This window comes from Flavobacterium azooxidireducens (genome assembly GCF_023195775.1).
Taxonomy (GTDB): domain Bacteria; phylum Bacteroidota; class Bacteroidia; order Flavobacteriales; family Flavobacteriaceae; genus Flavobacterium; species Flavobacterium azooxidireducens.
The window spans coordinates 1,580,458-1,593,985 of record NZ_CP096205.1 but is presented as its reverse complement, the minus strand read 5'-3'; the positions used below and the strand labels follow the sequence as shown (position 1 = coordinate 1,593,985).

Here is a 13,528-nt window from a genome sequence, read left to right as displayed (position 1 = left end):
CTTTAATTTTCTATAAAGATTTGTTCGTAACCACTTGGCACACTATAGGGAAACGATAATTGTTCATTAAACGTAACTGAATTATACTCTAACGAAATCGTGTTTTTATTGTTTTCTTGAATCGCTTCTATAAGAATGTTTAATGGCAAAATAGCTTCGTTATATTCTTTGTGATTGGGATAAAAAACGTTCAACTTTCTGTTTTTAGCTACTTGTTCAATTTCTTGTCTTTTTATCAAAAAATTGGAGGCTTCAAAATAAAATGACTTTACGTTTTGTTTGTCGTTACTATCTTTTAGTTTGTATAATTTATCTTCAATTGTATTTGAATATTTTCCTTTTCTCAAATCATCCATTGCTTGACCGATGAGCATATTTTGCACTTTAAAAAAATCTAAGTCGGTTCCGAGCCAATTACTTAAAGTGGTGTAATCACCTTCAAAAAACTTGTTACCGGTTTTTTCATAGTATTTCACTTCGGTTGGTGTAATCAAACCTTTCGCCATCGTTATTCCCAAAAAACGAATACTTACCAAAATCATTTCATCTTTTTGAATTCTAATTTCTGCCGAAAAACTCAACGATTGATCTTTGTCTTTATATTTTGCATTCGCTCGAATGTATGCCGTTGAAAAATTTTTCTTGACATCATAATGGTTTTCGATGATTTTTTGAGTCGCTAAATCATCTGAAGCCTTCCCTTCCGAAATTCCTTTTGTGGCTTTACATCCAACTAGTGTGAAAATAAGTATCAACGCGAATAAGAACTGTTTCATTAATTAATTTGTTTTACTAGTTTATCGGCTTTGATAAAGTAACTTTCTTTTTTCTTGGTATCGCCAAGCCCATTGTATGCTTCTCCTAATTGAATATAAAAATTAGCTTCTAAGGTTTTATTATCAACAATATAATCTACTCCTGATTCTAATAAGTCTTTTGCTTTTTTGAAATTTTTCAATTGATTATTGGCTAAACCTGCGTAATAATAAAAATCAGGTTGAAGAGGATACAATTCTACTTTTTCTTCCGCTTGTTTGGCTAAAATTTCAAATTGATTATTTTCTCCGTAAGCATTGAACAATAAAAGTACATTCTCTATATCATCCGGATTTGATTTGGTATGCATTCCATAATATTTCACAGCATTTGCCCAATCGCTTTTTTGTTGATAAAACTTACCGACTTCTTTAGCAACTTTTACTTCTCGATCATCATTAAAATAAGTAATTGCACTTTCTAAATCGGATGAAAACGAAGGATTATTTTTGGTAAAAATTAAAAATTCATTAAAAACCCGATGTTTTATTTTTCGATCAATTTTAGGGCTTTTTAGAATTTTATGCATTGCCGAAGCCGCATTTTTCCCATCATTTTTATCAATGTTGAATTTGAATAAACTGACTTGTGCCCAATCGGAATTCGGAATTTCTTTTTCTAACATTTTGGCAATTTCCAACGCTTTTTCTTCTTCATCTTTTTCGGAATACAAATAAATCAAAGCCACATAATTGTCTTCTACTTTCGGATTGTTTTTAATGGCTTGCATTAACTTTTCCGTTTCCTGACCTTGGTATCGAGTAGTTGACATGATTTGACTACGGAATTGTTCTCTTATCTCCGTTTTGCCAATAGTTTCCGTCAATTCATCAATTAATTTAAGAGCTTCATCGAATTGCTGTGTAAACATATACAACGAAACTAAATCTTCTTTGTATTCCTTTTTGAATTCGATCAGTTTTTTCATGATAACAATCGCATTCGTATAATCGCGAGTTGCATACGAAACATCATATAAACCCACCCAATACCAACGGTTTTTGGGATCAAGTTGTGTGGCTTTTTCAAAACTGTCGTTAGCGTTTTTGTAATCTTTTTGATAGAGGTAATTTTTACCTAACTCAAAATGAACAACAGGATTGTTGGGTTCTAATGCTAAACATTTTTGCAAAGCGGTTACTGCTTTATCATAATTTTCGATGCCTTTTTCACGCAATGATTCGTAGAAAGCCACTTGAAATTCATCGGTTTCCAATGCAATATCTTCCGGCTCTACTTGGGAGAATGCGGTTATGGACTGGAAAAGAATTCCAAGGAAAATTAGAGAATATAATTTACTTTTTATCATCTATAGCTCGCTTCCAAAAGCATTATTTTTTAAATTTTTATTCTAAAACTGAATAATCACCGATACTGATGTTGGCGAAGTTTCCGTTAAATACAACGTGACTTCCAATCATCGCATTATCGAGATTTGCATTCTTTATTACTGTCAAATTTTGAACCAAACTATTTTTAATGGTTGAATTTTCTACTTTACAACCGTATCCTAATGAAACATTTGGACCAACTGTTGCATTTTTCAACTCGACATTTTCGCCAATAAAACAAGGTTCGATGATTGTTGAATTTTCTGAAACAATGCCTTTTAAAATTAACTTTTCTCCATCTTGATGAAGGAAATCCAACATGCGTGAATTGGTTTCAACCGTCACATTTTTATTTCCACAATCCATCCATTCATCTACTTTTCCGGGAACGAATTTCATCCCTTTTGCCATCATTTGTTTGATTCCATCATTAATTTGGTATTCGCCACCATGAATGATATTATTGTCAAGAACGGCTTGCAACTCATTTTTAAGAACGGCAACATCTTTGAAATAGTATATTCCGATTACGGCTAAATCCGACACAAACTCTTTTGGTTTCTCAACTAATTCGATAATTTCTCCGCTTTCATTCAAATTTACTACACCAAAAGCTTCGGGTTGATCCACTTGTTTTACCCAAATTACACTATCGGCTGAAGTATCCAAATCAAAATCGGCACGAATTAATGTATCTGCATACGCAATTACTGCCGGTCCGCTCAATGAATCTTTGGCACACATAATGGCATGACCTGTTCCAAGAGCTACATTTTGATAATAAATGGTTCCTTTTGCTCCTAATTTTTGAGCAATTGTGATTAATTCTTCTTCCACTTGTTTGCCAAAACTTTCGTGAATTATAAAAGCTACTTCGTCGATGGGTTGATCTAAAACGCCAGCAATGTCTTCTACTAATCGATGAACGATTGGTTTTCCGGCAATAGGAATTAATGGTTTTGGAACGGTTAGTGTGTGTGGTCTTAATCGTGAGCCGCGACCGGCCATTGGAACTATTATTTTCATTTTTTTTAACTTTTTTTCCGGTGGCTGAAGCCAAGGGTAATTTATATACTTTTATTTTTCCCATGGCTGAAGCCAAGGGTAATTTATCTGTTTTTATTTTATTCCGATGACTGAAGCCAACGGTTATTGAATTCCGGTGCTACCGAAACCGCCTTCTCCGCGGGATGTTTCAGATAATTCTTCTACTTCAATCCATTCGGCTCTTTCGTGTTTGGCGATGATTAATTGGGCAATTCGTTCACCATTTTCGATGATAAAATCTTCACGGGATAAATTTACTAAAATAACCCCGATTTCACCACGATAATCAGCATCAACTGTACCGGGTGAATTTAAAACTGTGATTCCTTTTTTGGCGGCTAATCCGCTACGAGGACGAACTTGTGCTTCGTAACCAATTGGTAGTTCAATAAACAAACCGGTTTTAACGATGGTTCTTTCTAATGATTTTAAGGTAATTGGTTCTGATAAATTGGCTCTTAAATCCATTCCGGCAGAAGCAATTGTTTCGTAATTGGGTAATGGATGTTGTGATTTATTGATGATTTTGATCTTCATTTTTTCTTCTTAGTTGAAAATAAATTATTTTCTAATGATTAATCTTAAATTTAATCACCAAAGTTAAAAAAAATAAAGAAATATAGGTTGTTTTGGATTTTATAACCCAAATAAAAATTCAAAAGAAATTACTTCCCAAAAACCTTTTTTTCAAGTAAATTGAGACGTTGTAGAATGGTGTTTTGATCATTGGGTAAGCTTCCCAAGACTCCAACTATAGCATAATTTGTAATAGTCGGAATGAATTTTTCAGAAATTAAAGCAATTCCTTTCTCTAAAGTTAGATACTGATTGTGGTTTTTAGTTTCTTTTTTTTCTTCTTTTAAGAATAAAATCGAATCTTTTTCATAGCTACTTTTATTAGCTAAATTTTCATCTACATAAAAAACAAAATCAAAATGTGCTAATATTTTTTGCAACTCAATATCTTTCTTTTCTCCTTTTAGGTTTATTTCCTGAATAGTAAGGTTTTTTTCTTCTGATAATGAAGTTACACTATCTTCAATTAATGTAAAATTAGCTAATTGATTAACCGTAAGTGGTTTTGATATGATATCATCGGTTGGAATGCCAAAATAAGTTGCAATTCGCAAAAGCGTTTCAATTTTTGGTTCTGCTCTTCCTTCTTCATACGAACTAATGACTCCTCTATTCAAGTCAATAAGTTCAGCAAAAGCTTGTTGGCTTAGTCCTTTTATTTGTCTTATCTTCTTTAAATTGGTTCCAAAATACGTCATTTCGCTATTCTTTTTTGCAAATATAACAACTAAAATTGATTTTTTTGCTAAAAATATTTGCAATATTAAAATTTTTGTATAAATTTGTTTTATCAACATTCAAAACCAATCAATTTATGGAAGATTTAAAATTGTTTTCAAGAGTTAAAAATTGGCTACTCGAGTTAGAATATTGTATTCAACTGGAAAATGAAGAGCATCAAACCTTTATCATAGAAAAAGAAAATGAAGGAATAAAAAACATGATGATTGTTATTGCTCCTCAAATATTAATTATTGAACAGTTTTTGTTTCGTTGCAAAAACAATCAACACGATATTTTCAAACAACTGTTGATTAAAAACAGAGACATTGTTCATGGTGCTTTTGTATTGGATGAAAGTGGCGAAAAAGTGATTTTTAGAGACACGCTTCAAACCGAAAACTTAAATCAAAATGAATTGATTGCAACAATTAATTCGTTAAGCTTGTTAATTAGCGAGTATTCAACAGAAATGATTTCGTTCAGTAAATAGTAGTAGATAAACAATAAAAAACTGATTATCAAAATGGTATATTTTATTTTTCACATCGTTTGTTTCTTAACCAAAATATTATTTCAAATTTTAAAATAATTCGAAAAAAAACCTTAATATTAACCTTATAATTCATTGAATATCATGAACATTATTAAAAGACTTTTTAGAATAGGAAAAGCGGAGGCACATTCTGCCGTGAACAGCTTGGAAGACCCTATAAAAATGACCGAACAAGGAATCAGAGAAATGAAAGATCAATTAGATCAAAGCATTCAAGCCCTTGCTCAAGTGAAAGCCTTGTCAATTCGTAGAAAAAACGAACAAGAATCGTTGATAAATCAGTCGAATGATTATCAAAACAAAGCGATGCTTTTGGTTCAAAAAGGTGTTAAAGAAGAAATGCCAATTGAAGAAGCAGACCGATTGGCCAAAGAAGCTTTGAAAAAGAAAGAACAATCGCTATTAGATGCTCAAATTGCAGATAAAGAACGTCAGAAATTAGAAACGGATGTGGATAAAATGCAAAATAGCATCAACACGTTAAAATCAACCATTTCTAAATGGGAAGGTGAGTTAAAAACCTTACGAGCTCGTGTACAAGTGAGTAAAGCTACGCAAGACATTAATAAAAAAATGACTCAAATCGATTCTGATAGCACGATTTCTATGTTAGAAAAAATGAAAGACAAAGTGTTGCAACAAGAGGCGTTGGCTGATGCTTATAGTCATATTGCTGATGCTTCAAAAAGTATTGATCAAGAAATTAACGCAGCAGTTGACACATCCGATGCTCATGCAGAAATGGAATTGCAAAAACTAAAAGAACAATTCAACGCTAATTAAGTATGAATTTAAGCGAGCTAATAGAAGTTTCATTTAATCCGGCAAACACCATACTTTCCATTCTTTTAATTTTAAGTGTGGTGTATTGGATATTTACAATGATTACCGGTGTAGGCGATTATGACATTGATTTTGATTCAGTCACGGATGCCAATTTTGATGCTCCCGACGCAACAGTTGAAGTGCCTCAAGATCCATCTTCTTTTATTCAATTTTTAAAGTTTTTAAATTTGGATATCATTCCTATTACCTTTTTTCTAACGCTCGTTTTATTATTTACTTGGCTAATTAATGTGAACATTAGTTACTTTATTCCATTGCCTTATTGGATGTATTTTATCACCATTGTTCCTGCTTTTATTGCTAGTTTATTTATTACAAAATACATTAGTATGCCTTTGAAACCCATTTTTAAAGAAATTAATCACAAAGGCGAAATCGCATATGATTATTTAGGAAGAGTCGGCGTGCTAAAATCAACCATTGAAAAAGATAAATTAGGAATGCTAGAATTAGTAATTAACAAAGATCCGATAAAACTTTTAGTAAAAAGCAAAGACGGTTCGCTTTTGAAAGAAGGCGAAAAGGCTTGCATTGTGGATGAAAATCCAGACAAAAAATTCTATTTAATTGAAAAATCATACGAACTTTAAACACCATTAAAAACTCATCACTATTTTAAATCTAACCTTATGACTACATTTTATGTTACAATTGCAATTATTGTAATTGCTTTTTTGGGCTTAATTTTTTGGATTTTATCCATGTACAAAAAAACCGTTCAAGGAATTGTGCTTCTACGAACCGGTTATGGTGGAGCTAAAGTGTTTTTTAATGCCGGAGTTGTAATTCCTGTTATTCATCGTTTGGAATATATGGATATTTCGGTAAAAAAATTAGAAATATCCAGAGAAGGAAAAGACGGATTAATTTGTAAAGACAATATGCGTGCCGACATTCAAGTGGCATTCTTTGTTCGTGTAAACAAATCGGTTGATGACATTGTGAATGTGGGACAAACCATCGGTTGCCAAAGAGCTTCTGATATTGCCACATTACGAGAATTATTTGAAGCTAAATTTTCTGAAGCATTAAAAACAGTGGGTAAAAAATTCGATTTTATTGAATTGTATGAAGCTCGAAGCGAATTCCGTCAAGAAATATTAAATATCATCGGAACCGATTTGAATGGTTATGTATTAGATGATTGTGCCATTGACTATTTGGAACAAACCTCTCTGCAACATTTAAATAAAGACAATATTTTGGATGCGGAAGGGATTAAAAAAATTACTGAATTAACTGCTAATCAAAACATTAAAGCCAATTTGGTTAGAAGAGATGAAGAAAAAACCATCAAAAAGCAAGATGTTGAAGCAAGAGAAACAATTCTTGAATTAGAAAAACAATTGGCCGAAAAAGAAGAACAACAACGCAGAGAAATTGCCAACATTCAGTCCAGAGAAAATGCTGAGATTTTGAAAGTTGCCGAAGAAGAAAGATTAAAATCTGAATCAGTTAGAATTGCTACCGAAGAAACCCTTCAAGTAGCCGAAGAAAACAAGCAACGACAAGTGGTTATTGCGGCAAAAAATAAAGAAAGAGCCGAATTAGTTGAGACAGAAAGAGTTCAAAAAGACCGAATGCTCGAAGCTACCGAAAGAGAACGAGTTGTCGCTTTAGCGGATATTGAAAAAGACAAAGCGGTTGAAGTGGAAAAGAAAAACATTCAAGATGTGATTCGCGAACGTTTAGTAAAAGAAAAAACAGTAGTAGAAGAACAACAAAATATTTTTGATGTAGAAGCATTCAAAGGTGCCGAAAGAGAAAAACAAGTACAATTGATTATTGCATCCCGTGAAGCAGAAGAAAACTTAATTGCCATGACTCGTGCTGCAGAAGCCAGAAAACAATCGGCTGAAAAAGATGCTCAAAAATATGTAATCGAAGCACAAGCCAAACGTGATGCTGCTGAAAAAGAAGCAGAAGCTCGTAAAATTATTGCCGATGCTCAAGCAAAAGAAGAAGCAACGGTTGGTTTATCGGAAGCTCAAGTAATGCATGCCAAAGCAGAAGCTATGGAAAAACAAGGTTTTATTGAAGCAAACATCATTGAGAAAAAAGCGGCTGCAAACAAACAAGAAGGTTTGGCACAAGCCGAAGTAATCAAAGAAAAAGCTTTTGCAGAGGCAGCCGGAATTACCGAAAAAGCAGAAGCAATGAAAAAACTAAACGATGCCGGAAAAGACCACGAAGAGTTTAGATTAACCTTAGCCAAAGAAAAAGAAGTAGAATTAGCTGAAATTGCCATTCAAAAAGATATTGCTCAAGCACAAGCTCAGGTTTTAGCGGAAGCATTCAAATCGGCTAACATTGACATCGTGGGCGGAGATAACACTTTCTTTGACAATGTGGTAAGACAAGTTTCTGCCGGAAAAGGAATTGATAAATTCATTCAGCACAGTGAAAATGCACAATTGGTAAAAGAAGCTTTACTAAGCAATGACGGCGATGAAAACCTAATTGGCAAGATCATGAATATGGTTGAAAAATATAAAATTTCATCCGAAGATATCAAAAACCTAAGCGTAGCTTCCCTGATTTTTCAACTGAAAGGAGTTGCCAATGACCAAGAGCAAGGAATTCTTGCCCGAGCAATGAACATGGCTAAACATTTAGGCATCGACAACAAACCGTTAAAGTAAAATTTAATCGATTCATTCTAAACTAAATAATTCTCTACTCTTTTGGTAGAGAATTATTCTGGTTTTTCTTTTACTTTCCTTTGATTTCAAAGCTAATTGAAGTTTTTAAAAAAAAGACTTTTAAAATTTTACCAAAAATTAATGAGCAACGAACAATTAAATACGGGTACATACGAAATCATTCAAAACCGATTGAATGAACAAAAAGAAAATTTAATTCAACGCATTCAAGCTTTAAACGAAGATCGAAAAAAGGTGTTTGGCGGTGTTGATTTTTCGCTAATTGCGAATGAACGTATCTCAACCGACCAAAATTGCCAGATAAAAGACATTTTCTCGTTAGGAAATCTGTGTTTAGTTGGACACAATACGCATTTAGGTTTGCGAACGGAAATTAATCTAAGTGATGTGTTTTCGGCTTATTTGTTAATCGATAATCGTTTTGAACCGCAACCTATTCAGTTTATTGAAGATGAAACGTTTATTGAAGAATTCAAAAACCTTTATAAATATTATCGAAATACCCTTTTTGTTCGCTTTCACATTACACAAAACTACCTGTATTTTGTGTTTCAATTATCCAATAGTTCTTCGGATATTAAAGCGTTCAAATGGTTAATTAAAGACAATACACTCACTTTTGTGGATGCCAGAAGTGCTGCCGAAGTAAAATATCCTACCCAACAAGAGTTCGTTTGGACAAAAGTTACGCGTGAAATGCAACGCAAAGGAAGTCATCCGCACGTTTCATTGGCTGATAAAGTTTTTGTGGAAGCAATCGGTGGCGACATTACCATTAAAATTGAAGACAATACCAACAGTGGAAAAGGAATTTATAGCGAAGATGTTGCTCACAAAGATCAAACGTTAGATGATGCTGAAATTCATTATTTTGATTATAACAATTTGGTTATTTTTAAGATAAAACCGTATCAAGAAGCAGAACGTTTTTTCATCTATAACCACAAAGAGAAGAAAGTTGCACGAGTTGATTCGCTAAAATATTCCATTATTCTTTTGCCCGAAAATCAAGGGGTTATTTATCCAAATGGCTACGCTTTGCAAACCGGAGAAATTCGTGTGATTGCTTCGGAAGATAAACCCGTTTATTTTAAGAGAAGAATCGTTGGAAATAATGGAGAAAATTTCATGTTTGTTTTCTACGACGAGCAATCGTATGATTATTTATTAATTCCGTACAACATAATTAAGCAAACCATCGAAACACCAATTAATTGCAATGGTTTTACATTATTTGATAACGGAAAATTGGCTTATTTTAAATCGAATGAAGAAACCAAACACCATTTAATTCAAATTTGGCAAACTCCTTTTACCAAAGAAATTAAAATAGACGATTCGCTAAAAAACAATCTATTATACAAAATTGGGAATAAAGATTTAGTTCGAGTGATGGCAGAATCGCAAGAATTGAACATTTTATTGTCTAAAAAAGACTCGTATTCGGGTTTGTATGATGATATTGTCAAACAAGCCACGATCATTTTAGACAGCTATTATTTCCTTGGCGAAAAAGAAGTGCATCAACTCAATGAGCCTTTACTCGAAATCAGAAAAATTGCTCATGCAGCGATTAATGAATTTGAGAAAGCCCAAGAAATTAAAAACAAAACTGCTCAAACGGTTGCCGAATTACAAGAAAAATGTGAAAAGATTTTATCAGACACTAGTGTTGTTTCCTATCAATCATTAGATCAATACATTGCTGCTTTGTCGCAAATTCGTGCCTTGCGTGGCGAATTAATTGGTGCAAAAGAATTAAAATATGTAGAAATTCCTTTGCTCGAATCGCTAGAAAAACAATTGCATGAAAGAGCAGATGAACTTTCCAATGCGTGTGTTTCTTTTCTACTGCAAGACAATGCTTTAATTCCATATCAAGAAAAAGTTGCATTAATTAATCAACAAATTGCTGATCTTAAAAAAACAATTGATGCCAAAACGCTTGAAAAAGATATAGATGAATTAGCACTTCAATTGGAATTGTTGGTTGACATCGTCAATAATTTAAAAATTGAAGATGCGTCACAATCCACACAAATAATTGAAAACATTTCGTTGATTTTTGCTCAAATCAATCAACAGCGAATTGAATTAAATAACAAAAAGAGAGAAATTTCCGGGAAAGAACTTTCGGCCGATTTCAAAGCACAAATCACGCTTTTTGATCAAACCGTAATCAACTTTTTAGAATTAGCCAATACCGCAGAAAAATGCGATGATTTCCTCAACAAGCTATCCATTCAATTAGAAGAAATGGAAGCTAAATTTGTTGATTTTGATGATTTTATTCAACAAATCAGCGAAAAACGAGAAGAAGTTTATGGTCATTTTCAAAATAAAGCCGTTCAGTTAACCGAAGCCAGAAACAAGCGTACGACGCAATTGTATCAATCGGCAGAACGCATTTTGAAAGGTGTAAAAAACAAAGCTGCTTCCTTTGCAACCGAAACCGAAATCAACGGTTATTTTGCTTCGGATTTAATGATTGAAAAAGTGCGGGATATTGCCAATCAATTAAAAGAGTTAAACGATAGCAATAAATCTGAAGAAGTCAATACGTTATTAAAAACAGCTCAGCAAGAAGCCGTTAGAAAACTAAAAGATAAGAATGAAATTTATGAAGATGGCGATGCTGTCATTGCTTTTGGTGACTATAAATTTGCGGTAAATAAGCAAAAACTTGATTTAACATTGGTTTTAAAAGACCAAAACTATTTCTATCATTTAACCGGAACTAATTTTTATCAACCAGTTGAATTTGAAGAAATTGAACAATATAAAGAAGTTTGGAATCAAGAATTTATTTCCGAAAACCACAAGGTAAAACGCTTTGAGTACATGGCTTGGGAACTATTCTTGCAACAAGAAAACATTGTTCCCGAATCGGTGAATTTGCAACGAGTGCAAGAATTTATGGCGGCACATTTTGGTGAAGGTTTAGTAAAAGGTGTGCATGATGTGGATGCATTAGTCATTTTACAACATTTACAACAAATTAATAATGAGTTGGGTGTACTAAAATATACGCCTTCCGAAAGAGCATTGGCACAACTATTTTGGTTTTTTCTGAATGAAGAAGACAAAGAATTTTATGAAAAGCAGTTTAGTGCCGTTAGTTTATTGAAAGAAACATTCAGTAGTTCGGAACAATTCAAATATTTAAACAAACGGTTATCGCAAAAAATTGATGAATTCAATATCACTTTTGATGGTTTCGATTTGGTTTCTTCTTATCGAACGGCAGTTTATCTGAAAAAAGAAAACCGTAAAGCTTTCTCCATTTCAAAAATTGCTGCAGATGCCTACGAGCGTTTCTTTAAAAGTTTAAAAGAAAAAGGGAAAGATGTGGTTTTCATTAATCAAGTAAAAGATTTATACAGCTATCCTTCTGCTTGTTATGATATTGTTGAAAATGCTTTAAAAACGTTTTTGATCGAAGAAAACATAACGATTTCTCAAGCTTTTATTGAAGAAATTGCCGCTTTTGTATTGACGCAAAATTATCATAAAAAGCAAATTGTAAACATCAATTCTTCGGTTGAAATACAAGGTTTAAAATCCATTGAAAGTAATCTGACTTATACCTTGGATTATTATGAATTTTCTGCTCGTTTGGATTATTTTCATTCCAAATTAAAACCCGCATTTTTAGCCTTACAACAACTCAAAAAACAGTGGGTTGATGCGAAAAAGAAAGAATTAAAACTACACACGTTTACCAGTCAGGTTCTAACTTCTTTTGTTAGAAATAAATTAATAAACGATGTTTATTTTCCATTAATCGGAGCCAATTTAGCCAAACAAATTGGAGCAATTGGCGACAATAAACGAACCGATAGAATGGGAATGCTTTTATTGGTTTCGCCGCCAGGTTATGGAAAAACCACTTTAATGGAATATTTGGCCGATAGAATGGGATTGGTTTTTATGAAAATTAATGGCCCATCGATTGGTCATGACATCACCTCAACCGATCCGAGTGAAGCCAAAAATGCCGGAGCAAGACAAGAATTGGAAAAACTAAATCTTGCTTTTGAAATGGGTGATAATGTGATGTTATATTTGGATGATATTCAACATTGTAACCCAGAATTTTTACAGAAATTTATTTCATTAGCTGACGGACAACGAAAAATTGAAGGAATTTATAACGGAGAAGCCAAAACGTATGATTTACGCTCCAAGCGTTTTTGTTTGGTCATGGCCGGAAATCCTTATACTGAAAGTGGCGACAAATTCCAAATTCCAGATATGTTGGCCAACCGAGCAGATACGTATAACTTGGGCGATATTTCCGGTTCAAGAGGTGATTTATTCGACTTGAGTTTAATTGAAAATGCGTTAATGTCTAACGAATATATGGTTCGATTAACACAACCCGCCTATCAAAACTTGTATAAATTGTATGATGCCATTCAGCAAAATGACACCAATTATGATTTGGAAGGCAACTTTTCTTCGCAAGAAATAGAAGATTTTAAACAGGTTTTAGCAAAGATTATTCAAGTGAGAACAACGATTTTAAAAGCCAATGCACTTTATATAAAATCGGCTGCCATGTCTGATGATTATCGCAATGAACCGAACTTTAAATTACAAGGTTCTTACCGAGATATGAATAAATTAGTGTCAAAAATTCAACCTATTTTAACCGAAAAAGAAGTTGAAAACATTGTATTGAATCATTACCAAAACGAATCACAAACGCTAACGAATGGTGCAGAAGCTAATTTGCTAAAGCTAAAAGAATTAATGCAAATTCAAACCGAAGAAGAGCAAAATCGTTGGGAAGAAATCAAAACCACTTTTGTGAAAAACAAACTTTTAAAAGGTGTTGGTGGCGATGATCGAATGGCACAAGTAATTGCGTTACTTTCTGAATTTTCAGATGGTTTAAATGGGATTAAAGATGTGTTGAAGAAGTAAATTTTTATAACCTTGTTTATTATTTGTATTTGATTGATAAAATC

General features: G+C 33.0%; 10 protein-coding genes. 5 read left to right on the top strand and 5 right to left on the bottom strand.

Going from position 1 to position 13,528, the window contains the following annotated elements:
- Window positions 1-2: 2 nt before the first annotated feature.
- The 5 genes from M0M57_RS07020 to M0M57_RS07000 all read right to left on the bottom strand — a co-directional run bounded on the left by M0M57_RS07020 (window position 3) and on the right by M0M57_RS07000 (window position 4,531).
- Window positions 3-776: a DUF4292 domain-containing protein gene (locus M0M57_RS07020; protein ID WP_248436474.1), complete on the bottom strand. Its 774-nt coding sequence runs from the start codon at window positions 774-776 to the stop codon at window positions 3-5.
- Entirely contained in the window at window positions 776-2,125 is a 1,350-nt protein-coding gene (locus tag M0M57_RS07015) for a tetratricopeptide repeat protein (protein ID WP_248436473.1), read from the bottom strand. The genes M0M57_RS07020 and M0M57_RS07015 overlap by 1 nt, the downstream gene beginning before the upstream one ends.
- 37 nt (window positions 2,126-2,162) lie before the next feature.
- A complete protein-coding gene (locus M0M57_RS07010) occupies window positions 2,163-3,173 on the bottom strand; it encodes a sugar phosphate nucleotidyltransferase (protein WP_248436472.1) in 1,011 nt (336 codons plus the stop codon).
- A gap of 123 nt (window positions 3,174-3,296) precedes the next feature.
- A complete protein-coding gene (dut, locus tag M0M57_RS07005) occupies window positions 3,297-3,731 on the bottom strand; it encodes a dUTP diphosphatase (RefSeq protein ID WP_248436471.1) in 435 nt (144 codons plus the stop codon).
- Window positions 3,732-3,859: 128 nt separating this feature from the next.
- Window positions 3,860-4,531, bottom strand: coding sequence for a helix-turn-helix domain-containing protein (locus M0M57_RS07000; RefSeq protein WP_326930615.1), 672 nt, complete (start codon window positions 4,529-4,531; stop codon window positions 3,860-3,862).
- Between the two features lie 53 nt (window positions 4,532-4,584).
- On the opposite strand from M0M57_RS07000, the gene M0M57_RS06995 reads away from it, so the two are divergent.
- The 5 genes from M0M57_RS06995 (at window position 4,585) to M0M57_RS06975 (ending at window position 13,484) form a co-directional block, all read left to right on the top strand.
- Window positions 4,585-4,983: a YbjN domain-containing protein gene (locus M0M57_RS06995; RefSeq protein ID WP_248436470.1), complete on the top strand. Its 399-nt coding sequence runs from the start codon at window positions 4,585-4,587 to the stop codon at window positions 4,981-4,983.
- Window positions 4,984-5,127: 144 nt separating this feature from the next.
- Window positions 5,128-5,829 carry a PspA/IM30 family protein gene (locus M0M57_RS06990; protein WP_248436469.1) on the top strand — a complete coding sequence of 234 codons (702 nt, stop codon included), beginning with the start codon at window positions 5,128-5,130 and terminating at the stop codon, window positions 5,827-5,829.
- Between the two features lie 2 nt (window positions 5,830-5,831).
- Window positions 5,832-6,482: a hypothetical protein gene (locus M0M57_RS06985; protein WP_248436468.1), complete on the top strand. Its 651-nt coding sequence runs from the start codon at window positions 5,832-5,834 to the stop codon at window positions 6,480-6,482.
- 39 nt (window positions 6,483-6,521) lie between these two features.
- A complete protein-coding gene (locus M0M57_RS06980) occupies window positions 6,522-8,534 on the top strand; it encodes an SPFH domain-containing protein (protein ID WP_248436467.1) in 2,013 nt (670 codons plus the stop codon).
- Between the two features lie 141 nt (window positions 8,535-8,675).
- Window positions 8,676-13,484: a DNA repair ATPase gene (locus M0M57_RS06975; RefSeq protein WP_248436466.1), complete on the top strand. Its 4,809-nt coding sequence runs from the start codon at window positions 8,676-8,678 to the stop codon at window positions 13,482-13,484.
- Window positions 13,485-13,528 lie beyond the last annotated feature (44 nt).

Excerpts from the sequence above, each read along its gene's own strand:
- M0M57_RS07020 (WP_248436474.1), bottom strand. The coding sequence starts at position 776 with ATGAAACAGTTCTTATTCGCGTTGATACTTATTTTCACACTAGTTGGA.
- M0M57_RS07015 (WP_248436473.1), bottom strand. The coding sequence starts at position 2,125 with ATGATAAAAAGTAAATTATATTCTCTAATTTTCCTTGGAATTCTTTTC.
- M0M57_RS07010 (WP_248436472.1), bottom strand. The coding sequence starts at position 3,173 with ATGAAAATAATAGTTCCAATGGCCGGTCGCGGCTCACGATTAAGACCA.
- dut (WP_248436471.1), bottom strand. The coding sequence starts at position 3,731 with ATGAAGATCAAAATCATCAATAAATCACAACATCCATTACCCAATTAC.
- M0M57_RS06995 (WP_248436470.1), top strand. The coding sequence starts at position 4,585 with ATGGAAGATTTAAAATTGTTTTCAAGAGTTAAAAATTGGCTACTCGAG.
- M0M57_RS06990 (WP_248436469.1), top strand. The coding sequence starts at position 5,128 with ATGAACATTATTAAAAGACTTTTTAGAATAGGAAAAGCGGAGGCACAT.
- M0M57_RS06985 (WP_248436468.1), top strand. The coding sequence starts at position 5,832 with ATGAATTTAAGCGAGCTAATAGAAGTTTCATTTAATCCGGCAAACACC.
- M0M57_RS06980 (WP_248436467.1), top strand. The coding sequence starts at position 6,522 with ATGACTACATTTTATGTTACAATTGCAATTATTGTAATTGCTTTTTTG.
- M0M57_RS06975 (WP_248436466.1), top strand. The coding sequence starts at position 8,676 with ATGAGCAACGAACAATTAAATACGGGTACATACGAAATCATTCAAAAC.